Below are 24,488 nucleotides of genomic sequence, written 5' to 3' on the forward strand. Positions count from 1 at the left end.
CTAAAAAGCTGCAAGGCGACGTACCTGAAGTAGCATCATTCAAGACTTGCAATGCAGACTGCCTGATCCCATCGGCAAATGCGCTCAGTAACTGCCACAACTGACCGTACGTATGCCTGGTGCCTTGGTGATGTCCCACCCTGGCTTGGCACCTATCACACAATAGGAGCCCAGGGATGTGGTCACCTTGGTTATGGCTGTGCCATCTGGCAAGACAAAATTCTGCATGGTGGTGCCGCGTGGACGTGCTGCGGCAGCGACATTTTTCTCAAAGGCGAGCATGGATGATTTTTCTGGCTTGATATCAGTCAGTATGCGATTTGGCATTTCACGCTCCACATCCTTGACTAGCTTGCGGATGTCGCGCTGAATATCGCTCTGTCCCTCGCGTTGCGTCTCACCGGCTTGCTCGCGTGCTGACGGTATGCTTGGTGCCACTGGCTCACTGACGGTATCTGCTGCAGGTGGCTCAATCTGAGGCACTGTCTTTGTGTTGACGACAGGGGCTATGCGTTTGTCCTGCGCTGTAGCTGGTCTGTCAGGCGCTGACGTTTTTTCCGAAGGTACGGTTTTTTGCGGCGGTGCAGGTGCTTCCAGCATTTGCACCAGCATTGCCAGCGGTGTCACATGCTCGCTTTTATGCAGGATTAGACTAGGCCACAACATGATAAACAAAAGATGTACCAGGACCACCGCCAGCAGCATTTGCCAGCGTGTACGCAACAAGCTTAACCAGTCTGTGCTGCCAAACTCTGCGCGATAATAGAGTGCCTGCATGGGATCTGGACTTTTCCTGAAAATAAACGATAACAGCAAAAATAATAGCGGTATTGAATATGACCGCAGTATCCAGATATCATGGAATGCCTGGTCCTGCTTGGCCCGTTAATTTTTAAAAGCATAGTTTTACAAGCCCTGAAGTAGCGTGTTTTGCTACCGCCCCAAAAAAATGGGGCATCAGCCCCACTCTCTTCCTACATTAACTATTCAATTCCCAATTCTTCCAGTTGGCCAGCACGGCCTTGGGATATTCAGGGCGGCCGCGGCTGCCGTTATAGCGCCCCAGTGCCAGGTAAAGATCGCCTTTTTCCATATCGATATACAGACGCAAAATGGAGCAGCCATAACGCAGATTGGTTTGCATCTGGAACAGTTTTTGGGCATCCCCATCGCCGATAACGCGTGACCAGAAAGGCATGACTTGCATAAAACCGCGCGCACCAACGACCGAGGTCGCATACTTGCGGAAGGCAGATTCTACCTGTATCAAACCCATGACCATGGCAACATCCAGGCCAGCGCGCTTGGATTCATACCAGATGGCATCCAGCAATTCCTTACGGGTCTGTAAATCGGGGATACGGCGCTTGAGGCGGGTCGCCATTTCCCCTTGCCAGCTAAGGTATTTGATACGTTCTTCGATATTGGCAAATGTAGGTTTGGGTGGTGTGGAGTCAGAAATAGCTTTGGCCAATGCCAGACGCACGGAATCTGCCATGGCTTCTTCTTTTTGATTACCGGCTTGCACCGGTAATACAGAAACCGCCAACAGGCAGATCGCCGCACGAAGGATGGATTTTTTCCATCCTCCCCCTATAGCTTGCGTGACTTGCAGATCCCACTTGCTGCCAGCACTCCATCTTCCTTTGCACCAGACGCAAAAGCGCAAGAAAAAATACTTCATCCTGCGACTTATTTATCTGCCATTTTGGCCTGGATGAAGGCCAGCATCTCGGCCACAGGCACATTGCTGGCTTCAGTATCTCGGCGACCCAGATATTCCAGCTTGCCATCTTTAAGGCCGCGGTCACCGATGACGATGCGGTGTGGCACGCCTATCAGTTCCCAGTCAGCAAACATGGCACCAGGGCGTTCGCCACGGTCATCCAGTATTACGTCAACGCCAGCTGCCAGCAAGGAATGATACAAGGCCTCTGCTTCCGTTTTGACGGCTTCGCTGCGGTCCATGCCCATGGGGCAAATGACGACTTCAAACGGTGCAATCGACGTTGGCCAGATGATGCCCTTGTCATCAAAATTCTGTTCTATCGCTGCGCCCAGGATACGGGTCACACCTATGCCATAACAACCCATTTGCAGCAATTGTGGTTTGCCGTTTTCATCCAGGAAAGTGGCTTTCATGTCGGATGAATAGCGGGTGCCGAGCTGGAATACATGGCCAACTTCGATACCGCGCTGTATCGCCAATACACCTTTGCCATCTGGTGATGGATCACCAGCGACGACATTACGCAAATCAGCAACGACAGGCTCAGGCAAATCACGGCCCCAGTTGGCGCCGGTGAAATGGAAGTCCGCTTCATTGGCGCCACAAACAAAGTCAGCCATGTTGGCGACAGTTCTGTCAGCCACGATATTGACTGGTTTTTGTGTGCCGATAGGGCCGAGGTAGCCTGGCTTGGTGCCAAAATGCTCGACAATTTCTGCCTCGGTAGCAAAGCGGTAGTTAGCCATACCCGCTATCTTGCCTGCCTTGACTTCATTGAGGTCATGGTCGCCACGCAATAACAGCAACCAGATTTGCGCTGGCTTGCCACTGTCTTTTTCGGCATCAACTGCCAGCACGATAGACTTGACGGTGGTTTCTAGCGGAATATTAAGCAATTGTGCAACATCTTCACACTTGGCTTTACCAGGCGTGGCAGTCTTGGTCAGCGCAGCAGTGGCAGCCGGGCGACTGGTTTGCGTAGGCAGAGCTTCTGCCGCTTCCATGTTGGCAGCGTAGTCAGAGGTCGGGCAATACACCAGCGCATCTTCACCCGTATCGGCGATGACGTGGAATTCATGGGAGCCAGAACCACCAATCGCGCCATTGTCAGCCGCTACCGCACGGAATTCCAGGCCAAAGCGCTGGAAGATACGCGTATAAGCGTCGTACATGATTTCATAAGACTTTTGCATGTCTTCAACATTGCGGTCAAAGGAATACGCATCTTTCATGGTGAATTCACGACCACGCATGAGACCAAAACGTGGACGGCGTTCGTCACGGAACTTGGTTTGGATGTGATAAAAATTCACAGGCAACTGGCGGTAGGAGCGGATTTCTGTACGTATGACGTCAGTAATCGCCTCTTCAGACGTAGGCTGGATGATGTAATCGCGGCCATGACGGTCTTTGACACGCATGAGTTCCGGGCCCATCTTGTCCCAGCGGCCAGTTTCTTGCCAGAGTTCTGCAGGTTGCACGACGGGCATCAGCATTTCTATCGCACCGGCGCGATTCATTTCTTCACGAACAATATTCTCTACTTTGCGGATGATGCGCAAGCCCATGGGCATGTAGTTGTAGATGCCGGAACCGAGGCGTTTAATCATGCCCGCACGCATCATCAGTTTATGGCTGACGATCTCGGCATCGGCAGGAGCTTCTTTCTGTGTAGAAATAAAAAATCGTGTAGCACGCATGACAGTGATTCTTTTTAAATGGAGGGTTATAATCAACTCAATTTTAAAGGATTAGCTGGCTAATGCGCCCACTCTTTGCACATTTGATGAAGGAAACTGCGATTTGTTCGCCTCCCAGGGGGCTGTCCGTCGAAAAACGCGGTATTTTTCGACGAAACAAACGCTCTCAACGCTATCTATTGCAGGAGCAAGCCGTTTAGCCACAGAAAGTTTTGAGGTTGAACATGCTGGATCGTGAAGGCTTCCGCCCTAACGTTGGCATAATTTTGCTAAACGCCAACAATGAAGTCTGGTGGGGAAAGCGGGTGCGCGAGCACTCCTGGCAATTCCCCCAGGGTGGCATTAAATATGGTGAGTCACCGGAACAGGCCATGTTCCGCGAACTCGAAGAAGAAACCGGCTTATTGCCTGAGCACGTCAAAGTCATAGGCCGTACCCGTGACTGGCTGCGCTATGAAGTGCCGGATCATTTTATCAAGCGTGAAATCCGCGGGCATTATCGCGGGCAAAAACAGATCTGGTTCCTGTTGCGCATGATAGGCCGTGATTGCGATGTCAATTTACGGGCCAGCACCCATCCTGAATTTGATGCATGGCGCTGGCATGACTATTGGGTACCGCTGGATGTGGTGATTGAATTCAAGCGCGGCGTTTACCAACTGGCCTTGCAGGAATTGTCACGCTATGTACACCGTACCGAGCACCCCAATTCCAGCCGCAACCGCTATTTGCGTAATCAGCAACAGTCGCAACAAACTCAACAAACGCAAAAAAATCAGGATTGCAAGAAAACCGAGCCGGAAGAATCCAAATAATTTATGTTGAATAAAAAACTACGCTATCTCCACCATATCTTCATCATAGGCATGGCACTGTTACCTGCCAGCCTGGCTTTTGCTGCAGATGAAGAGGAAGAAAATGACAAAGAATGGCATGAAGTCGCCCTGCAATTGCCGGAGGCACCCAAGCCTGAAAATCTTTTAAATTTTTACAAGAGCCCCAGCCAGACGTTTGCGATTGATACCAAGTCGCTCATCGTGGCAACTGATGGCACTATCCGTTATACCATGGTTGCCACCAGCTCTGGTGGTGCCAGGAATATCAGCTTTGAAGGCTTGCGTTGCCAGTCATATGAAGTCAAGCTGTATGCCTTTGGACGCCCGGATGGTACCTGGTCACGCTCGCGCCGCAATCAATGGGATGCCATCACAAACACTGGCGTCAATAAACAGCATGCGACTTTGTACTCTGAGTATTTTTGTGAAGGTAAAACTATCGCAGGCAAAGCCAGTGTTTTGCTGGATAAGCTGCGTGGCAAGAAGATGTCCTATTACTAAAACGCTGCAATAGAATGCCGAAATAAAATGGGTACTGAATTTTTAAATTCAGTACCCATTTTTATATCTGATTTATAACAACACCAGATTATCCCGGTGTATCAGCTCAGATTCTTCAACAAAACCAAGAATGGCCTCGATCTCAGCCGAAGCATGGCGCTTGATGCGGCGGGCATCTGCGCTTGAGTAATTAATCAAGCCTCTGGCTACCGGTGTACCAGCCTCATCACAGCAAGTCACTACCGCACCGCGACTGAATTCACCCCGCACATCGACTACGCCTATGGGTAGCAAGGACTTGCCTTCCTGCGTCAGTTTTTGTACCGCACCGGCATCCAGCACAACCTGGCCCAGGGTCTGTAAATGATCCATCATCCATTGTTTGCGTGCTGCCACTGGTGCCATCTGCGAAATCAACTGCGTACCTATGGCCTCACCTTGCGCCAGACGCAACAAGACATTCTCTTCACGCCCCCAGGCGATGACGGTATGTGTACCAGAGCGTGCGCCGCGCTTGGCTGCCAAAATCTTGGTCAACATGCCGCCACTGCCGACGCTGGAACCAGCACCACCCGCCATGGCTTCCAGTGACGGGTCACCGGCCCGGGCTTCGTGGACAAACTGGGCATCCGGGTTTTTACGCGGGTCAGCCGTATACAAACCTTTTTGGTCAGTCAGGATGATCAGGGCGTCGCCTTCAATCAGATTAGCGACCAGTGCCCCCAGAGTGTCGTTATCACCAAATTTGATTTCGTCGGTGACCACCGTATCGTTTTCATTGATGATGGGAACGATGCCAAAGCGCAGCAAGGTAAACAAGGTGGAACGTGCATTCAGATAACGCTCACGGTCAGCCAGGTCAGCATGCGTCAATAAAATCTGCGCCGTACCTATCTGGTGTTCACGAAAACTGCTTTCATAAATTTGTGCCAGGCCCATTTGGCCGACAGCGGCACAGGCCTGCAATTCATGAATGGCCGTCGGCCGTTTTTCAAAACCCAGGCGTTGTCGCCCTTCGGCGATAGCACCAGAGCTGACCAGCACTACTTCCTTGCCCATGGCACGCAGGCCAGCAATTTGCGCCGCCCATTTGGCGATGGCTTGCTGGTCCAAGCCCTTGCCATCATTAGTGACCAGGGACGAACCTACTTTGATAATCAAACGTTTTGCTTGCTGAATGACAGATTGCATAAATGAGTACGGAAATATGATTTGGCGACGTTGCCACACAAAAGTGGCAAACAAATCAAAATTATACTTTATATGGATACTATCATTGCAATCTAAATTTAATTCATATTTAAAAGCTATATTCTACTTTTTATGAGATTTTTATTATTAAAAAGAAATTATTTTAACAATAAAACAATCATTAATATTCAATCCTTACAGGTTGTGAGGGGCTTGATGAGCAATGCGTGAGCAGTTGATGGCAGATGTAAAAAAACCTGGTTTTCACCAGGTTTTCTTTTAGTCTTCAATTACTTTAAAACGCGGATCATCTGGATCAATAGACAAAATACCCTGCGCTTCTTCTTTCATCGTGGTTTCTTGCGAACGTTGTTCATGCGTACGCTTTTCTTCCAGATATTTATAGATCTCGGTCACCAGCTCTTCGCAACCTTCACGGTTCAAGGCGGAAATTTCAAAGACCGGGCCTTTCCAGGCAAAGCGTTTGATAAAGTCTTTGACCTTTTTCTTACGCTCATCTTCTGTCAGCACATCAAGCTTGTTGAGTACCAGCCAGCGTGGCTTCTCATACAGACTTTCGTCGTATTTACGCAATTCCTTGATCAAGGCCTTGGCTTCTTTGACAGGATCGACGGCTTCATCAAACGGTGCCAGATCAACAATGTGCAAGAGCAAGCCTGTGCGTTGCAAATGCTTCAGGAATTGTATGCCCAGACCGGCACCATCGGCAGCGCCTTCAATCAAACCAGGAATATCGGCGATGACAAAGCTTTTCTCATGGCTGACACGGACCATGCCCAGATTAGGATGCAGGGTCGTGAAAGGATAATCAGCGATTTTCGGGCGTGCATTCGATACGGCAGTAATGAAAGTCGATTTACCGGCATTTGGCAAACCCAGGAGGCCTACGTCAGCCAATACTTTCAGTTCCAGACGCAATTCGCGGCGTTCGCCTTCTTTACCATCGGAGCGCTGACGTGGCGCACGGTTGGTGGAAGTCTTGAAGTGGATATTACCCCAGCCGCCCTCGCCGCCTTTGACCAGTTCAACTTCCTGGCCATGTTCGGTCAGATCAGCGATGACTTCATCGGTATTTCTGTCGCAAATTTGCGTGCCAACCGGCATGCGCAGACGGATATCGTCAGCGCCTTTGCCGTAGCAATCTGCACCACGGCCATTTTCACCGTCTTTGGCTTTATGCAATTTGGAATAGCGATAATCAACCAGGGTGTTGATATTACGGTCAGCTACAGCCCAGATACTGCCGCCACGACCACCATCACCACCGTCAGGGCCACCAAATGGACGGAATTTCTCACGGCAAAAGGATGCCACACCATTGCCACCATCGCCGGCGATTACTTCGATACGGGCTTCATCAATAAATTTCATTTTTACCACCTAAAAAAGCTTGTATAAATTTTTGTAACCTGATGGAACAATAAATTTATACAGGATTTCTTCAAATTAAAAGGACTAACACCAAACTGTCTATCCAGGGTGTGCTTACGGAGAGGTTTGAGCTTGCGGCGAAGTACGGCCGCAATAAGTTGGATAATGACTGATCCAACTAAAAAGGCCCTACCGATGGCAGAGCCTTTTTATCATACTGGCTTGCGCCCTGCCTTGAATTACTTCAATGCATTACGCTGCTGCTGCGTCTGCAACAACAATAGCGAACTGGTGACGTGCTGCACCTTTGATCGCAAATTGTACTTTGCCGTTAACCAGAGCGAACAAAGTGTGATCTTTGCCCATACCAACATTTTCACCAGCGTGTACGCGAGTGCCGCGTTGACGAATGATGATACCGCCAGCATTGATAGCTTGGCCGCCGTAGACTTTAACGCCAAGGCGTTTTGATTCTGAGTCACGACCATTGCGCGTGGTGCCGCCGCCTTTTTTGTGTGCCATTTTTAATTAGCTCCTTAAATACAGGTAGATTGATTGCTGATCTACAGATTAGCCGTTGATAGAAACGATTTGCAGTTCAGTGTAGTTTTGGCGATGGCCTTGACGTTTCTGATAGTGCTTACGACGACGCATTTTGAAAATGCGCACTTTGTCGTGACGACCGTGATCTATAACCTTAGCCAGCACCGTAGCACCTGCGACCAATGGAGCACCAAACTTAATGGTCTCACCAGCGCCCAAAGCGAGCACTTGATCAATGGTGATTTCGGAGCCAATGTCTGCAGGTATCTGTTCTACTTTAAGTTTTTCACCAGCGACAACTTTGTATTGTTTGCCTCCGGTTTTTATGACCGCGTACATGTGAAACCTCATCAAATAAATATTAGGGATTTTCTCCCCGCCAGACAAAAATGCACCTGGGAAGTCGGGAAAACCCCAAATTGTACATAATCCTGCTAAATGCGTCAAAGACTATTTGCATATTTTTTCAGCAAAGCCATAGTAAACGGGCAATTTGCTGGTAAGAAATAGATGATGCACAAGAGAACTGGTGCAATTCAAGCAAATACCAGCACTGCATCGTATAATCTCGGCCATCCCGGATTTTTAAGCAGGTTCCCCCTTGTCTGCCACAAACAACCAAAACCCCATTACAGAATTGATTTCCTCCGACATGAACGAGGTAAATCAAGTCATACGCAATAAATTGCACTCTGAAGTTGCGCTGGTCAACCAGATCGCTGAATACATCATCAGTGCTGGTGGCAAACGCATACGCCCAGTACTGGTCTTGCTGGTGGCGAATGCCTTTCAATATCAGGGCAGGCACCATCATGAACTGGCCGCCATTGTCGAATTCATCCATACCGCCACCCTATTGCATGATGACGTTGTTGACGAATCATCCATGCGCCGTGGTCGCAAGACAGCCAATGCCCTGTTTGGCAATGCGGCCTCGGTGCTGGTAGGTGACTTCCTGTATTCGCGTGCCTTTCAGATGATGGTGTCCATCAATAGCATGCGCATCATGCAAATTCTGGCCGATGCCACCAATGTCATTGCCGAAGGTGAGGTCTTGCAGTTATTGAATATGCATGATCCTGACGTGACCGAGGAGCGCTACCTGCAGGTGATACGCTCCAAGACAGCCAAGTTGTTTGAAGCGGCGGCAGAAATCGGAGCCCTGATCGCTGGCGCCAGCCAAACAGAGATTGAGGCTGCAGGAGAATATGGCCGTTCGCTGGGTACGGCATTTCAATTGATTGATGACGTACTTGATTACTCTGGCAATGCAGATGACATAGGCAAGAACGTAGGTGATGACTTGCGCGAAGGCAAACCCACCCTGCCGCTGATATATCTGATGAAAAACGGTAGTGAAGAAGAACGTGAGTTGGTGCGTGCCTGCATAGAAAACGGCGACGAATCCAAATTTGATGCCATACTGGCCGCTATTACCCAATCCGGGGCACTCGCCTATACTCAAAGTGAGGCAGTTAAAGCCGCAGAACGTGCGGCAGCTGCGATATCGGCCTGGCCAGAAAATCAATATAAACAAGCCATGGTGAAGCTGTGTGCTTTTGCCGTAGGCAGGAATCATTAAATCGCGAAATTCGCGGAATTAACAGATTGTTACAAAATCGGGCAGCCTTGCACGGCTGCTCAAATTCTGCGCTCCAAGCGGCAAGAAAATGTCTGAAAAAATTGGCATAGCTATTTGGCAGAAAACAATCTATACAGAGTAAAGAAGTAATGAATCAGCGTCGAAAATGGCGAAATGATTCCAAACTTGATGGCGTTGTAGCAGCAATGCATTTTTTTGCCTCGTCCCGTGTGACTACACTATGGAACGACTTTACAAATAACAGGCTTGGTTGCATTATCCTAAGGCAACTGATTGTATTGGCAAATTTACTCAAAAGATCCTATGTCCGCAGTCCTACCAAATTCAGCGCCCCAAATGGCAACGCCAGGCTTGGCGCGAGCCTTGATGCAGGCCAATTTATTGACGCCGGCTCAAGTTGAAACCGTCAGCAAAAAAGCGCAAGCCGAAAGGATAGGCTTCATTGACGCCCTGACACAAAGTGGCACGGTCAGCGCACGTGATCTGGCGACCTTTTGCTCGGATGCATTCGGCTACCCATTGCTGGATTTATCAGTTATCAATGAGTCTCTGATCCCGGATAAACTGGTAGATCAAAAACTCATGCAGGCACAACGACTGCTTGCGGTGGCCAAAAAAGGCAATAAAGTGTCTTTGGCGATTTCTGATCCAACCAATAATTCCGCCCTGGACCAAGTCAAATTTCAGACTGGCCTGGGTATAGACATTATCGTCGTACAACACGACGCGCTGGTTAAACTGCTGGAAAAACTGGGTAAATCCTCAGAGCAAAGCCTTAATGAAATTGGTGGCGATGACTTTGATCTGGAATTCAAGGAAGATGATCTTGGTGCCGGCGCAGCAGCGGAAGCACAGGCAACAGAGATTGATGATGCTCCAGTCGTTAAATTCCTGCAAAAAATGCTGATTGATGCCATTAACATGGGGGCATCCGATTTACATTTTGAGCCATTCGAAAAATTTTACCGCATACGTTTTCGTGTCGATGGCGAACTTAGGGAAATTGCTCAGCCACCGCTGGCGATCAAGGATAAATTATCCTCACGCATCAAGGTTATTTCCAAGCTGGACATCTCGGAAAAACGGATACCACAAGATGGTCGTATGAAATTGCAGCTATCGGCCAGCAAATCCATCGACTTTCGTGTGAGCACTTTGCCTACCCTGTTTGGCGAAAAGATCGTTATGCGTATTCTGGACGGTTCGCAAGCACAGATGGGTATTGATGCTCTGGGCTATGACCCGGATCACAAAGCCATCTTGATGGATGCGATTCAACGTCCCTATGGCATGGTGCTGGTGACCGGACCTACGGGTTCTGGTAAAACCGTGTCTCTGTATACTTGTCTTAACGTTATTAATAAACCTGGTATCAATATCTCCACTGCTGAAGATCCGGCCGAGATTAACTTGCCAGGAGTCAATCAGGTCAACGTCAATGACAAGGCCGGCCTGACCTTTGCAGCTGCGCTGAAGTCTTTCTTGCGTCAGGATCCTGATGTCATCATGGTGGGTGAGATTCGTGATCTGGAAACTGCCGATATTGCCATCAAGGCTGCGCAAACCGGTCACATGGTGTTTTCCACCTTGCATACCAATGATGCGCCTGCCACCCTGACGCGTTTGATGAATATGGGGGTAGCTCCCTTCAATATCGCCTCCTCCGTCATCCTGATTACGGCACAAAGGCTGGCGCGCCGTTTGTGTACCTGCAAAAAACCTGTGGAAGTTCTGGATGAAGTCTTGCTGGCAGCTGGCTTCAAGGATGAAGATCTGGATGGCAGCTGGAAGCCTTATGGCCCGGTTGGCTGTGACCGTTGCAACGGTGGTGGCTACAAAGGGCGTGTAGGTATCTATCAACTGATGCCCATATCTGAAGCCCTGGAACGTCTGATCCTGGCCAGTGCCAGTGCACTGGACCTGGAAGAGCAGGCACAAAGAGAAGGTATCAGAAATTTACGACAATCTGGATTAATGAAAGTCAGACAGGGACTGACCAGCCTCGAGGAAGTCCTCGGATGTACCAACGAATAATAAGAGAATAATGATATGGCAACCAGCGCGGCAAAATCGGCAAAATCATCACAAATCAAAGAGCATTTGTATGCCTGGGAAGGCAAAGACAAATATGGCAAGCAAGTCAGGGGCGAAACACGCGCTGGTGGTGAAGCGATAGTGAACGCCACCTTGCGCAGGCAAGGTATCCTGGTCACCAAATTAAAAAAGAAAAATTATACCTCCGGTAAGAAAATTACCGACAAGGACATCACGCTGTTTACCCGCCAGCTGGCTACCATGATGAAGGCCGGCGTGCCTTTATTGCAATCCTTTGATATTGTTTCCAAGGGACATAGCAATCCATCGGTTTCCAAACTTTTGCAGGATATTCGCGGTGATGTGGAAACTGGAACAAGCTTGAACGCCGCTTTCCGCAAATTCCCCCTGTATTTTGACCCGCTGTTCTGCAATCTGGTCGGTGCGGGTGAGCAGGCAGGTATTTTGGAAGATTTGCTGACCCGTTTGGCTATCTACAAAGAGAAAACCCTGGCCATCAAGGCCAAGATCAAGTCAGCATTGACTTACCCTATCGCCATTCTGTCGATTGCCTTCCTGGTAACTGCCGTTATCATGATCTGGGTGGTACCCGCTTTCAAACAGACATTTGCCAGTTTTGGTGCAGAATTGCCTGCGCCTACCTTGTTCATCATGGGCATTTCTGACTTTTTTGTTCAGTATTGGTATTTGATCTTTGGTATTTTATTTGGCAGCCTGTATTTCTTTTTCCAGACCTGGAAGCGCTCGCTTAAAATGCAGCAGACCATGGATAGATTGTTACTGCAAGCACCTATCTTTGGCCCAGTCATCAGAAAAGCGACTATCGCGCGCTGGACACGCACACTTGCCACCATGTTCTCTGCGGGTGTACCCCTGGTTGAGTCTCTCGATTCGGTCGGCGGCGCTGCTGGTAATGCCGTTTATCTGGATGCCACGATCAAAATTCAAACTGAAGTCAGCACGGGTACCAGTTTGACGGTCGCCATGCAAAATGCCAATGTATTCCCTCCCATGGTCACGCAAATGGTGGCCATTGGTGAAGAATCAGGTGCACTGGACCAGATGCTGGGCAAGGTTGCCGATTTTTATGAAGAAGAAGTCGATGAAGCTGTCGCCTCCATGTCCAGTTTGATGGAACCTATCATCATGGTGATTCTGGGTGTCATCATTGGTGGCCTGGTGGTCGCCATGTACCTGCCTATCTTCAAAATGGGTGCGGTTGCGGGATAATGGAAGTATTACTTTTCGCACCACCTCATAATGGATGGTCCACAATAGCCTTCGGGCTATTGGGACTGCTGATAGGTAGCTTTCTGAATGTCGTGATTTATCGTCTGCCCAAAATCTATTTACGTGAGGTCGATAATTTTGTTGCTGAACAACGTCAGGAAAAACTGCCTCACCAGGATAAATTCAACCTCACGCTACCCAGGTCTGCCTGCCCGCATTGCGGTCATCAGATTACAGCCATGGAAAACATCCCCATCATCAGCTATCTGGTGATTGGTGGGAAATGTACGGGTTGCAAGGCAAAAATTTCCATACGCTATCCTCTCATAGAAGCGCTGACTGCCCTGCTCTCTGCCGCCATGATCTGGCATTTTGGCAGTGGCGTGGCTGGCATGGGTGCCGTGGTATTCGTCTGGTTTCTGATCTCCATGACCTTTATTGATTTTGATCACAAATTACTGCTCGACGATCTCACCCTGAGCTTGCTGTGGATAGGTTTACTGGTCAACCTCAATGGCAGCTTTGTCCCGCTCAAGGATGCTGTTTTGGGAGCTTGTGCCGGTTATCTGTCGTTATGGTCGATTTATTGGGCCTACAAACTATTGACAGGTAAAGAAGGCTTTGGTTATGGTGACTTCAAGCTGCTGGCAGCTTTGGGGGCATGGATGGGCTGGACGGTGCTGCCTGTCATTATTATGCTGTCTTGCTGTGCTGGAGCGGCCATAGGCATTACACAAATCGTGTTTTCGAGAATGGGCCGGGGCAAAGAAACGGGTTGGGGTACAGAAATGTCTTTTGGCCCTTATTTGACAGGTGCTGGCTTGATCGCGCTGATTTGGGGTAAGGATATTGTTGACTTCTATTTGAGTACCAATCAATGGCTGGCAATTTCTCATTAGGGCTGACAGGCGGCATAGGTAGTGGCAAGACCACGATCGCCAATATGTTTGGTGAACTGGGTGCTGCACTCATCGATACCGATCTGATCGCCCATCAACTGACCACACCGGATGGTTTGGCCATTCCTGCCATACGCAATCAGTTTGGCGCTGAATTTATTACTGCAGATGGTGCCATGGACCGGGCTGCAATACGTCAGTTGGTGTTTGCCAACCCAGAGCAAAAGCACAAACTGGAAGCCATACTGCACCCCTTGATACGCGCAGAAACTGAGCGCCAGGCGTCCATAACCAGTGGTGACTACCGCATCTTTATTGTGCCTCTGCTGGTAGAATCCGGCAATTGGAGAAACCGTGTAGATCGCATCCTGGTAGTCGATTGCGATGAGGAAACCCAGATCAGCCGCGTTATGTCGCGCAATCAGTTAAACAGAGAGCAGGTGCAAGCCATCATGCGTAATCAGGCCAGGCGGCAGGACAGGCTCAATGCAGCGGACGATGTCATCGTCAATGATGGTGATTTAAAAAATATACGCGCAGAAGTTTTACGCCTGCATCAACAGTATGTGCAGCTTGCGGATACCAGTCAGTAGGTATTTGCGTGCCGAAAGCAACAATTTCCTACAAAAAAAATAAGGGAAATCTGCACGTGGTGTTTGTAATTTCACACAGTATGGTTCAGAATCATGTGCAGCTTTGATGAGCACCAAATTTTGACAGGGAAACTATTTTGATTGTTTACGAATACCCTTTTAACGAGCGTATTCGCACGTTATTGCGGCTGGAAGACTTATACGAAAAATTCACGTTTTTCTTGCATCAGTCTGACCCCATGCAGCATCACGTTGCCCTTGCCACCATTTTTGAAATGTTGGAAGTCGCTGGTCGCGCCGACCTCAAATCCGATCTCTTGCAGGAACTCGAAAGACAAAGACACACACTCATCAGTTTCAAATCCAATCCCAATGTACAGGCAGAAATGCTGGACAAAGTGTTGGATGATGTTGACCGCGCCAGCAGCGCCCTGGTAGCCAGCACAGGCAAAACAGGCCAGAACGTACGCGACAATGAATGGCTGATGAGCATACGTGGTCGCACCATCATCCCTGGCGGTGCCTGCGAATTTGATTTGCCCAGCTACCATGCCTGGCAAAAAAATAGCCCGGAAAAACGCTTTGCCGACATCAGTGCCTGGTTTGCCCCTATCGCCCCGCTGTTTGATGCCATCAATGTGGTCTTGCGTCTGTTGCGCGAATCTGGCTCCACTTCCAAAGTTATCGCTCAGGCTGGCAGCTACCAGCAGATGCTACAAGGCAAAGTTTATCAGCTGTTGCGCGTCAATGTCCTGCAAGAACTTGGTGCCATCCCTGAAATCTCTGCGAATAAATATATGTTGTGGATACGTTTTATGTCCCAGGATGGCGACATGAAGCCCAAGGCCTATGAAAACGATATCCCGTTTGACCTGACTCTCTGTAATTTCTGAACATGGCTACTTTTGTTGATTGTCCCACCTGCAAAACCAAGGTGGAATGGAAAGAAGAAAACCGCTGGCGCCCTTTTTGCTCTGAGCGCTGCAAGCAAATCGACCTGGGTGCCTGGGCTGAAGAAAAATACACGATACCTGCAGTCAATCTACCTGAAGATCCGGAAGAACTGGCTGAATGAGCCGCTAATGTGCCGCTGATAAACCACTAAAAAGCCGCTTATTAAGCCACTTACGCAAAAATCTAACGCTTTTGCGGGATCCCGTATTTACGCAGCTTGGTGGCAATCATTGAATGCGAAGTCGCCAGTCGTGTCGCCAGCTTGCGGCTGGATGGATATTGTGGATACAGGTTTTCCAGTAAACTGCGCTCAAAGGCATTCACCGACAACTCCCAGCTCTCCGTCGTATCGCTCTTCACCACTTCTGCCGTGATACTGCCCTCGGCCCAGTCCAGGTCGGCAGCATCCAGTACGCGCTGGTCTGACATGGTAATCGCGCGGAACACCACATTCTGCAATTGCCTGACATTGCCCGGCCAATGGTTGGACACCAGAGCCGCACAGGCCGATGAATTCAAACGGCATACCGGTTTTTGCGCCTGGGTGCAGGCACGTTCTATGAAATGCCTGGCCAGCGGCAGGATATCGTCAGGGCGCTCGCGCAGGGCTGGCATTTCCAGATGCAAGACATTCAGGCGATAAAACAAGTCTTCACGGAAACTGCCTTCCTGCACCATCTTGCGCAAGTTCCTGTGGGTGGCGCTGATGATGCGCACATTCACCTTGACCTCTTTATCACTGCCTATGCGGCGGAACTTGCCATCATTCAGGAAACGCAGTAGCTTGGCTTGCAGGTAGAGCGACATCTCGCCTATCTCATCAAGAAAGACCGTGCCCCCATCCGCCATTTCAAACAGGCCAGGTTTGCCGCCACGCTGAGCACCAGTGAAGGCGCCTGACATATAGCCAAATAACTCGCTCTCGGCCAGACTTTCTGGCAAGGCTGCACAATTCAGTTCCAGGAAAGCGGCGCTGCTGCGGCCACTGACACCGTGGCAAGCCTGGGCCAGCAATTCTTTACCGGTGCCAGTCTCGCCAGTGATGAGCAAAGGCGCATCGACCACAGCCACGCGCGCGGCCTTGGTTTTCAGGCTGCGTATCTGCTCTGATTCACCAATGATGAAATGAAAGCCACTGCCTTCCGAGTGCTGCAAAGCATGCAGGCGCCCGCCTATGCGCGTCGGCGCATGAAAGGTCAGTACCGCACCAACCGAGCGGCCATGCGCAATGGAAACACCGTGAGCAATGCCCTGCGGCTCGGATACTGGCGTCACATCCATGAAATACGGCTCACCATTCAGGCTGACTTCACGGCTGGGCAGGCGGAACCCGCAGTTGATCAATTCTTCCTGGATGCCAGCATCATCGAGCACCTGGTTCAGGCTGCGCTGGCAGAGGCTGGATTCGCTCATGCGAGTTGCTGTGGCAGCCGCCACATTGGCAATCACGATATGCCCGCTGGCATCAATCGCCAGTACCGGGTCTTCCATGACGGCCATCATGGTGTCGAGATTGAGGCGTCTGCGTATGCCGGGCAAGACATCCAGCACCTTTATTTCACCTACCCCACGCACAGACTGGCAATCAGCCTGCAAGGAAGGCAGCATGAATTCCAGCAGTTCAGGGCTGTCGATATAGATATTGGGTGGGTCAACTTCAACCGCCACCACATTGAGCCCGCGACGCGCCAATACCGCCAGTATTTCGTGGGCAATACCTACTCTGTCCTTGAACTGGATATTGATGCGCATGCGTTGCTAATGTAATGAAACGATGATGATTAATATGGCTCAGGGATATAGCCACGTGGACGCGCATGCTGACGACGGAAAGCGCTATTCGATGCCAGCCCACGCAAGCGGCCCAGATCAAATTGTTCCAGTTGCTGCAAGACTGCACGATTGAGCGTCATTTTGACTTGCATCATCAGCAGGTCTACGCTTTGCTGGCTGGAGGTACGAGCAGCACGTCTCTCCTGTGGTACTTCTGCCTCTTCATCCTCTGCTGCTTTTTCGATGGCCTTGGCGGCAGCACGTTCTTCTGCATTGACGAAACTGCGGTAGACATCTGCCAGAGTGATGATGCCATTACAATCGCGGCAATGCCATGCATCTTTCTCTTTGCTGTCACGACTGACCAGGGCATCCTTGCTCAGTACCGCCAGTATAGAACGTATCAGGCGCGGGGTTTTGCCCGTCGCCTGCGCCAGTGTAGTGATGCTTGCTGTACGCGGCATCACCATCATGATTTGCGCCAGTAATTCTATGGCGGTATAAAACCGCGCATTCAGATTGGCATCTGAAAAAACCTGGGTTGATGACAATAACTCTTCAATTGCATTCATGCCAACTCCTTGTGTATAAAAATTGGACTGTTGACGCTGCCGTAACGGTCCATGAATAAACCTTCAGTAGAAATAGCCGGGCGCTTGCCAGAAACCACGTCAGCGATGAACTGGCCAGAACCGCAAGCCATGGTCCAGCCCAGCGTGCCATGACCGGTGTTCAGGTACAGGTTGCGGTAAGGCGTAGGGCCAATGACAGGGGTGCCGTCCGGCGTCATGGGACGCAGGCCAGTCCAGAATTCGGCTTTGCTGACATCACCACCACCAGGGAACAAATCAGTCACTGAATGCTCCAGAGTGGCGCGGCGGTCTGCCCGCAGGTCGAGGTTATAGCCGGTGATTTCGGCAGTACCGCCGACACGTATGCGGTCGCCCAGGCGAGTAATGGCGACTTTATAGGTCTCATCCATGACCGTCGATTCCGGCGCTTTTTGTGCGTCGGTGATGGGGACGGTGATTGAATAGCCCTTGATAGGGTAAACAGGAATTTTGATGCCCAATTCTTTCAAGAGAATCGGGGAGTAACTGCCAAGTGCCAATACGAAACAGTCTGCCTTGATCTCACCTTCGGAGGTGATGACAGAAGTGATGGTATCGCCGCTCTTGACCAGTCTTTGTATAGTGACGCCGTATTTGAACTGGACACCCAGTTCTTGCGCGAATTTGGACAGGCTCTGGGTGAACTTGAAGCAGTCGCCAGTTTCATCACCTGGCAAACGCAGGGCACCGACAAATTTATCCTGCACATTGACCAGTGCCGGTTCGACTTTCAGGCAAGCCGCCTTGTCCAGCTTTTCATAAGGCACATCGTAGCGCTTGAGGATGGCGATATCGGCCTCCGCACCATCGAGTTGTTGCTGGTTGCGGAACAGTTGCAACGTACCCTGGGTCCGTTCGTCATAGCTGATACCGGTATCGCTGCGCAGTTGTTGCAAGACATCGCGGCTGTATTCAGCCATGCGCAACATACGGCCTTTATTGATTTCATAGCGCTTGCTGGTGCAGTTCATCAGCATTTGCGTGACCCAGCGCCACATGGTTGGGTCCAGGCTGGGGCGTATCGCCAAGGGACTATGCTGCATCATCAGCCATTTGATGGCCTTTAAAGGTACGCCTGGCCCAGCCCATGGTGCAGAATAACCAGGGGAAACTTCACCCGCATTGGCAAAACTGGTTTCCAGTCCTGCGGCTGGCTGACGTTCTATGACCGTCACTTCATGGCCTGCTTTGGCCAGATAATAGGCTGACGCTGTACCGATAACACCTGCACCCAATATAACTATTTTCATTTTATTTCTCCCGGCTCATTGCTGGCTTATTGCTGGATTGATCTGCTTGTCTGTTGTTCTGCTGTTTTGCTGCACTACAGTTATCTTTAACTGTGCGTCAGGAACGCATGAGGTTTAATTGCTATAAGTACGCTCATAGCGGCCTCCCAGACTGGTCAGGATTTCATAGCCTATGGTGTTGGCACGTGCTGCCACCTGATCTACTGTATTGTTAGCGGAGATCAGATCCACCATGGAGCCGGGTTGCAGATGTTCAGCGGCGACCGCAGTCACATCCAGGGTGATGGTATCCATCGATACATTACCGACCATGGGCACAGCCTGGCCAGCAATATGGGCGACGCCACGATTACTGAGGCTGCGCATCCAGCCATCAGCATAACCAACACCAACGGTGGCTATACGGGTGGTCTGGCTGCTGCGCCAGGTTGATCCATAGCCGACACCCGTGTCCGCCGGGATTTCACGGGTTTGTATGATGCGGCCTTGCAGATGAGCTACCGCATGCAGGGGATTGGCCTGCCCGGCGACAGGAGCCACGCCATACAAGGCAGCGCCAGGACGAGCCAGGTCGAAATGAAAGTCTTTACCCAGGAAGATGCCGGAAGAATTCGCCAGGCTGGCTGGCAAACCCTGGCAAGCCGGGATTTGCGCGCGCAAGGCATTAAAGGCTAGTAACTGTTGCTGATTGACCGGGTTGGCCTGGTCTTCTGCACTGACCAGATGGCTCATGATGTATTGCAGGTCTATCCCATCGCTGAGGCTGGCATCGGCCTGCCATTGCTGTACCTCGGCTGCGGACAAGCCCATTCTGGCCATGCCGGTATCAACTTGCACGATGGCTGGCAGGCTGCGCTGTTCTTTTTGCGCCAGTGCACGCCAGGCCAGCATTTGTGGCAGGCTGTTCAATACTGGGGTGCAGTTATATTCCAATAATTCCGCCTCATGCCCAACTGGTGAGCCATGCATGACATAGATGGCAGCATCTGCAGGCAAATGTTCACGGATGATGATTGCCTCTTGCAAATGCGCGACAAAAAAATCCCGGCAAGCTTCGGCATATAAGGCTTGCACCACCGGCACAGCTCCGAGCCCATAGGCATCCGCTTTGACCGCAGCACCACATTTCGCAGCACCCAGTAAGCTGCGCAGCAGACGATAGTTATAACGTATTGCCTGTAAGTCAATACGAAGTACTGCACCTGCTCTTCCAGCAACTTGCTTCATATCTCACCACTCCATCGCATTTAAGAAATGCGATTAGTTATGCAATCGTCGTGCCACAAAATTTTATTGAAGAAATTCAAGGACTTATAGAATTTATGTCGGAATTCTTAAATTTACTGTATTGAATTCAATACAGTTTGCATTTTCTTCCGCATTACAAACTAGAGCCTGCTCTCTATTGCGTACTAAAAACTGCACACTGTATGAATTTCAATACACTGTATTGTTTTCAATACACATCAACAATAAAATAAAGCACAGATAATCTCAGCCCAAATAGCCGCCGACAATAAGTGATACTACGGATTGTTTGTCATAAAAAGACAGTTTGATGACATCATTCAAAAACAGCATGAAATGAAGTATAGACGTGGGGAAATAAAGTGTAAGTCCAAAAGAGTCAGCGCCGACATCGAATGTCGGCCCTGATCTATTTTGAGGCTGAGAGGATGCAGATAAATGGCCAGCAAATAACCAGCAAATATCAAGCTAGCGTCAGACTAGCCTCGTCCTTGCGCAGCAAGTCCAGCCATTCCAGCAAGGGTATGGTGGCAGGCAGCAGCGGCGTCAATTCCACGCTGCCCTGCCAGGCAAAGGCTTGCCCTTCCAGACTTTGTGGTTCGCCCTGCCATTCACGACTGATATAGAAATGCAGCCTGACATGGGCATGTGGATAGATATGCTCAACGCCGCACCAGGGTTCAGCAGTCAGCACCTCAATACCCAGTTCTTCGACAAATTCGCGCTTGAGTGCATCGAGTATGGATTCATCCGGCTCAACCTTGCCACCGGGGAATTCCCAATAACCCTCATACGGTTTGCCAGCGGGACGCTGCCCCAGCAAGACATCGCCATTGGCTTTCATCAGGATGCCGACGGCAACATCCACAGGTTTTGCGCTCATCTCAGGACTCCGCCAGCTTGCCAGCATAGTCGCGGGCAAATTGCCAGGCCACACGGCCAGAACGCGAACCGCGCTGCAAAGCCCAGCGCAGGGCATCGCCACGTGCTTCTTCTATTTGTGCAGTAGTACAAGCCATGCTGCCCAGCCAGTAGGCGACGATGTCGAGGTAATCATCCTGTTTGAAAGGATAGAAAGAAACCCAGAGGCCAAAGCGCTCAGACAAAGAGATTTTTTCTTCTACCGTTTCACCGGGATGCAGGTCGCCATCATCACTATATTTATAGCTGGCATTGTCTGACATTTTCTCAGGCAAGAGATGGCGGCGGTTAGATGTAGCGTAGATCAGCACATTGTCGGACTGGGCAGAAATACTGCCATCCAGCGCCACCTTCAAGGCCTTGTAACCGGCCTCGCCTTCTTCAAAGGACAGGTCATCACAAAAAACAATGAAACGCTCGGGGCGCTCTGCGATCAAGTCGACGATATCGGGCAAGTCAGCCAGGTCAGCTTTATCGACTTCGATGAGGCGCAAGCCCTGGTCAGAAAACTGGTTCAGACAAGCCTTGATCAAGGAAGATTTACCCGTGCCACGGGCACCAGTCAGCAAGACATTATTGGCTGGTTTGCCATGGACGAATTGCCTGGTATTTTGTTCTATCTGGGCTTTTTGTGCGGCGACATTGCGCAAATCATCCAGCGCTATGGTCGAGGCATGACGCACAACTTGCAAATAACCCTGACCACCACGCCCACCACGCACTCGCCAACGATAGGCAAAGCCCAGGTTCCAGTCAGGTGCTGGTGTGCTGGCTGGCAATATATTTTCCAGCCTGCTCAGCAAATGCTCGGCACGCAAGAGAAATTGATCAAGCTGCGTCATTGTCTGTCCAGATCAGGAGCGGTAGTCGGCGTTGATGGAGACATAGTCATGCGACAGGTCGCAAGTCCAGACCGTCGCTGCCGCATCGCCACGCGCCAGTTTGACGCGTATGGTGATTTCACTCTGCTTCATGATGCGCTGGCCATCTTCTTCACGGTACTCAGGATTACGGCCACCATTCTTGGCGACCCAGACATCATCGAGGTACAAGTTCAGCTTGCCCACATCCAGGTCATTCACACCGGCATAGCCTATGGCTGCCAGGATGCGGCCCAGGTTAGGGTCAGAAGCAAAGAAAGCGGTTTTGACCAATGGAGAATGGGCGATCGAATAAGCGATCTTGCGGCACTCTTCTACATCACGGCCTTCTTCGACTGCAATCGTCATGAACTTGGTTGCGCCTTCGCCATCACGGATAATCATGTGGGCGAGTTTTTGCGACAGCGCAGTCACGGCTTCTGCCAGTGCTACATATTCAGGTGTCTCGACATCATTGACTTCAACTTCACCCGCGCCTGTGGCGATGAGCATGAAGGAATCATTGGTGGAAGTATCACCATCAATGGTGATGCAGTTAAAGGATTTGTCAGCCGCCTGCTTGACCATATGATCAAGCACATTTTGCGCAACCTTGGCATCTATCGCCAGATAGCCCAGCATGGTCGCCATATTTGGCTTGATCATGCCAGCACCTTTGCTGATGCCTGTCATGGTCACGGTTTTGCCGTTGATTTCCACCGTCGCCGAGGCCGCCTTGGGCTGGGTATCGGTAGTCATGATGGCGGTAGCGGCATTGAACCAGTTATCGTCCGTCAGGTTAGCTATGGCTGCTGGCAAACCGGCTACCAGCCTGTCGACTGGTAATTGTTCGAGGATCACGCCAGTAGAAAATGGCAGGATTTGAGAGGCTTCGCAACCCAGCAATTCTGCCAGGGCAGCGCAAGTTGCATTCGCAGCAGCCAGACCAGCATCGCCAGTACCAGCATTGGCATTACCAGTATTCACCACCAGCGCCCGAATAGGGCTGGATGCCATGTGCAAGCCTTCCAGGTGGGCCTTGCAGACTTGCACGGGTGCTGCGCAAAAGCGGTTGGTCGTAAATACCCCTGAGACGGTTGCCGTAGGGGCCAGTTCCATGACCAGTACGTCTTTGCGATTGGGCTTGCGTATGCCAGCCTCGGCATAACCGAGGCGTATGCCGGCTACCGGTTTCAAATCTGCAGCCACAGGGATGGGGGAATTAACGGCCATGGTTTTTCCTTGCGTTGAAATCAAGCCGACATTGTAGGGCATTTTGTTGCACTGCGAAGCATGTTTGCGCTGAGGAAATTTCACGCAGGCCGGGCCTAGCCCTTACAAACCCATGATCATTTGGGCAATGATATTTTTTTGTATTTCATTTGAACCACCATAGATGGAGAGCTTGCGCATGTTCAGATAGTTGATGGCGAGCGGACTGGCCAGCTCGCTGGTATCCTGACGATCACGCAGGGGCAAAGCCTGTTCCCCTACTGCCTGCATCAGCAATTCAGTGATAGCCTGTTGTATTTCCGTACCCTTGATCTTCAGTATCGATGCTTCCGGCCCCGGCGCGTGGCTTTGCTCTTCTGCAGACAAGACGCGCAGATTGGTTATTTCCAGCGCCATCAAGTCTATTTCTACCTGTGCCAGGCGCATGGCAAAGGCGGCATCTTCCATGAGTGGCTTGCCATTCTTGAATTCACGCGCTGCCACTCTCTTCAACCTGGCCAGCTCACGCTTGGCGATGCCTATGCCCGCGATATTGGTACGCTCATGTCCCAGCAAGAACTTGGCATAAGTCCAGCCCCGGTTTTCTTCGCCCACCAGGTTAGCGGCTGGTACTTTGACATCATCAAACCAGACTTCATTGACTTCATGCGCACCATCCATGGTGATGATGGGCCGGACAGTGACACCGGGTGATTGCATGTCGATGAGCAGGAATGAAATACCACGCTGTGCCTTGGCTTCGCGGTCTGTACGTACCAGGCAAAATATCCAGTCGGCATACTGCGCCAGCGTAGTCCAGGTTTTTTGGCCGTTCACCAGATAGTATTCACCTTCGCTGTCACTCTTGCGTTCAGCCGTGGTCTTGACGGAAGCGAGGTCAGAACCAGAACCCGGCTCCGAATATCCCTGACACCACCATTCATCGGCCATTAGTATCTTTGGCAGAAATCTCCGCTGTTGCTCGGGTGAACCGAATTCCATGATGACAGGTGCCACCATCTTGATGCCGAAAGGGGGCAGGCGCGGCGCACCGGCAGCGGCGCATTCTTCTTCAAATATATAACGCTGGACAGCAGTCCAGCCAGTGCCACCATGCGCTGCAGGCCAGGAAGATGCGCCCCAGCCCTGGTCATGCAATAACTTTTGCCACTGCTGGTAATCGTTTTTTTCCAGTGCTATGCCATGATGCACTTTATGGCTGATGGCCTGGGGTAAGGAAGTTTGCAGGAAATGACGGACCAGTTGACGAAAACCAAGCTCTGCATCGTTAAAGTTCAAGTCCATAAGTCCCCTCAGGTCTGGTCAGCACAGTGTGAGATTCCAGAATATAGAATGAATGCCCAAATAAAGCACGCCCGTTCACTTT

24 protein-coding genes are annotated in these 24,488 nt (G+C 50.6%); 9 read left to right on the top strand and 15 right to left on the bottom strand.

All coding sequences use genetic code 11. The features are described from left to right. Positions 1–84: 84 nt before the first annotated feature. The 3 genes from ACO0LF_RS10835 to ACO0LF_RS10845 all read right to left on the bottom strand — a co-directional run bounded on the left by ACO0LF_RS10835 (position 85) and on the right by ACO0LF_RS10845 (position 3,429). Positions 85–777, bottom strand: coding sequence for a hypothetical protein (locus ACO0LF_RS10835; RefSeq protein ID WP_423014103.1), 693 nt, complete (start codon positions 775–777; stop codon positions 85–87). 202 nt (positions 778–979) lie between these two features. Continuing rightward, positions 980–1,498: a lytic transglycosylase domain-containing protein gene (locus ACO0LF_RS10840; protein WP_423014225.1), complete on the bottom strand. Its 519-nt coding sequence runs from the start codon at positions 1,496–1,498 to the stop codon at positions 980–982. A 194-nt stretch (positions 1,499–1,692) separates the two neighbouring features. Continuing rightward, positions 1,693–3,429 carry a proline--tRNA ligase gene (locus ACO0LF_RS10845; protein WP_423014104.1) on the bottom strand — a complete coding sequence of 579 codons (1,737 nt, stop codon included), beginning with the start codon at positions 3,427–3,429 and terminating at the stop codon, positions 1,693–1,695. Between the two features lie 224 nt (positions 3,430–3,653). Here ACO0LF_RS10845 and ACO0LF_RS10850 point away from each other — a divergent pair, with 224 nt between their 5' ends. After that, positions 3,654–4,244 carry an RNA pyrophosphohydrolase gene (locus ACO0LF_RS10850; RefSeq protein WP_423014105.1) on the top strand — a complete coding sequence of 197 codons (591 nt, stop codon included), beginning with the start codon at positions 3,654–3,656 and terminating at the stop codon, positions 4,242–4,244. Between the two features lie 3 nt (positions 4,245–4,247). After that, a complete protein-coding gene (locus tag ACO0LF_RS10855) occupies positions 4,248–4,766 on the top strand; it encodes a CNP1-like family protein (RefSeq protein ID WP_423014106.1) in 519 nt (172 codons plus the stop codon). Positions 4,767–4,838: 72 nt separating this feature from the next. Here ACO0LF_RS10855 and proB read toward each other — a convergent pair whose 3' ends face one another. The 4 genes from proB to rplU all read right to left on the bottom strand — a co-directional run bounded on the left by proB (position 4,839) and on the right by rplU (position 8,231). Next, positions 4,839–5,957, bottom strand: coding sequence for a glutamate 5-kinase (gene proB, locus ACO0LF_RS10860; protein WP_423014107.1), 1,119 nt, complete (start codon positions 5,955–5,957; stop codon positions 4,839–4,841). Positions 5,958–6,236: 279 nt separating this feature from the next. Further along, positions 6,237–7,349, bottom strand: coding sequence for a GTPase ObgE (gene obgE, locus ACO0LF_RS10865; protein WP_110255241.1), 1,113 nt, complete (start codon positions 7,347–7,349; stop codon positions 6,237–6,239). Between the two features lie 252 nt (positions 7,350–7,601). Then, positions 7,602–7,871 (bottom strand): 50S ribosomal protein L27, encoded by a 270-nt coding sequence (rpmA, locus tag ACO0LF_RS10870; RefSeq protein ID WP_186952092.1) that lies wholly within the window; start codon positions 7,869–7,871, stop codon positions 7,602–7,604. Between the two features lie 48 nt (positions 7,872–7,919). Beyond that, positions 7,920–8,231, bottom strand: coding sequence for a 50S ribosomal protein L21 (rplU, locus tag ACO0LF_RS10875; RefSeq protein ID WP_110255243.1), 312 nt, complete (start codon positions 8,229–8,231; stop codon positions 7,920–7,922). A gap of 262 nt (positions 8,232–8,493) precedes the next feature. Between rplU and ispB the strand changes: the two genes are divergently transcribed. From ispB to ACO0LF_RS10910, 7 genes are all read left to right on the top strand, one after another. Further along, entirely contained in the window at positions 8,494–9,474 is a 981-nt protein-coding gene (gene ispB / locus ACO0LF_RS10880) for an octaprenyl diphosphate synthase (RefSeq protein ID WP_423014108.1), read from the top strand. A 324-nt stretch (positions 9,475–9,798) separates the two neighbouring features. Beyond that, entirely contained in the window at positions 9,799–11,529 is a 1,731-nt protein-coding gene (gene pilB, locus ACO0LF_RS10885; protein ID WP_423014109.1) for a type IV-A pilus assembly ATPase PilB, read from the top strand. A gap of 15 nt (positions 11,530–11,544) precedes the next feature. Further along, positions 11,545–12,780: a type II secretion system F family protein gene (locus ACO0LF_RS10890; RefSeq protein WP_423014110.1), complete on the top strand. Its 1,236-nt coding sequence runs from the start codon at positions 11,545–11,547 to the stop codon at positions 12,778–12,780. Next, a complete protein-coding gene (locus ACO0LF_RS10895) occupies positions 12,780–13,679 on the top strand; it encodes a prepilin peptidase (protein WP_423014111.1) in 900 nt (299 codons plus the stop codon). Before ACO0LF_RS10890 ends, ACO0LF_RS10895 begins: the two co-directional genes overlap by 1 nt. Continuing rightward, a complete protein-coding gene (gene coaE, locus ACO0LF_RS10900; RefSeq protein ID WP_423014112.1) occupies positions 13,658–14,272 on the top strand; it encodes a dephospho-CoA kinase in 615 nt (204 codons plus the stop codon). Before ACO0LF_RS10895 ends, coaE begins: the two co-directional genes overlap by 22 nt. A gap of 137 nt (positions 14,273–14,409) precedes the next feature. After that, complete coding sequence (zapD, locus tag ACO0LF_RS10905) at positions 14,410–15,165, top strand: cell division protein ZapD (RefSeq protein WP_423014113.1); 756 nt, start codon at positions 14,410–14,412, stop codon at positions 15,163–15,165. A gap of 2 nt (positions 15,166–15,167) precedes the next feature. Continuing rightward, positions 15,168–15,347 carry a DNA gyrase inhibitor YacG gene (locus ACO0LF_RS10910; RefSeq protein ID WP_423001908.1) on the top strand — a complete coding sequence of 60 codons (180 nt, stop codon included), beginning with the start codon at positions 15,168–15,170 and terminating at the stop codon, positions 15,345–15,347. 62 nt (positions 15,348–15,409) lie between these two features. On the opposite strand, the gene ACO0LF_RS10915 is transcribed toward ACO0LF_RS10910, so the two are convergent. From ACO0LF_RS10915 to ACO0LF_RS10950, 8 genes are all read right to left on the bottom strand, one after another. Next, positions 15,410–16,978, bottom strand: coding sequence for a sigma-54-dependent transcriptional regulator (locus tag ACO0LF_RS10915; protein ID WP_423014114.1), 1,569 nt, complete (start codon positions 16,976–16,978; stop codon positions 15,410–15,412). A 29-nt stretch (positions 16,979–17,007) separates the two neighbouring features. Next, a complete protein-coding gene (locus ACO0LF_RS10920) occupies positions 17,008–17,571 on the bottom strand; it encodes a hypothetical protein (RefSeq protein WP_423014115.1) in 564 nt (187 codons plus the stop codon). Continuing rightward, complete coding sequence (locus ACO0LF_RS10925) at positions 17,568–18,860, bottom strand: D-amino acid dehydrogenase (protein ID WP_423014116.1); 1,293 nt, start codon at positions 18,858–18,860, stop codon at positions 17,568–17,570. The genes ACO0LF_RS10920 and ACO0LF_RS10925 overlap by 4 nt, the downstream gene beginning before the upstream one ends. A gap of 114 nt (positions 18,861–18,974) precedes the next feature. Continuing rightward, on the bottom strand, positions 18,975–20,087 hold the full coding sequence (alr, locus tag ACO0LF_RS10930; RefSeq protein ID WP_423014117.1) for an alanine racemase: 1,113 nt from the start codon (positions 20,085–20,087) through the stop codon (positions 18,975–18,977). A 484-nt stretch (positions 20,088–20,571) separates the two neighbouring features. After that, positions 20,572–20,991, bottom strand: coding sequence for an NUDIX domain-containing protein (locus ACO0LF_RS10935; RefSeq protein ID WP_423014118.1), 420 nt, complete (start codon positions 20,989–20,991; stop codon positions 20,572–20,574). Position 20,992: 1 nt separating this feature from the next. Then, positions 20,993–21,871: an ATP-binding protein gene (locus ACO0LF_RS10940; protein ID WP_423014119.1), complete on the bottom strand. Its 879-nt coding sequence runs from the start codon at positions 21,869–21,871 to the stop codon at positions 20,993–20,995. 12 nt (positions 21,872–21,883) lie between these two features. After that, complete coding sequence (gene argJ, locus ACO0LF_RS10945; RefSeq protein WP_423014120.1) at positions 21,884–23,122, bottom strand: bifunctional glutamate N-acetyltransferase/amino-acid acetyltransferase ArgJ; 1,239 nt, start codon at positions 23,120–23,122, stop codon at positions 21,884–21,886. A 102-nt stretch (positions 23,123–23,224) separates the two neighbouring features. Next, positions 23,225–24,406 carry an acyl-CoA dehydrogenase family protein gene (locus ACO0LF_RS10950; RefSeq protein ID WP_423014121.1) on the bottom strand — a complete coding sequence of 394 codons (1,182 nt, stop codon included), beginning with the start codon at positions 24,404–24,406 and terminating at the stop codon, positions 23,225–23,227. Positions 24,407–24,488 lie beyond the last annotated feature (82 nt).

The sequence above is a fragment of the Undibacterium sp. Di27W genome (genome assembly GCF_049340345.1).
Classification (GTDB): domain Bacteria; phylum Pseudomonadota; class Gammaproteobacteria; order Burkholderiales; family Burkholderiaceae_D; genus Undibacterium.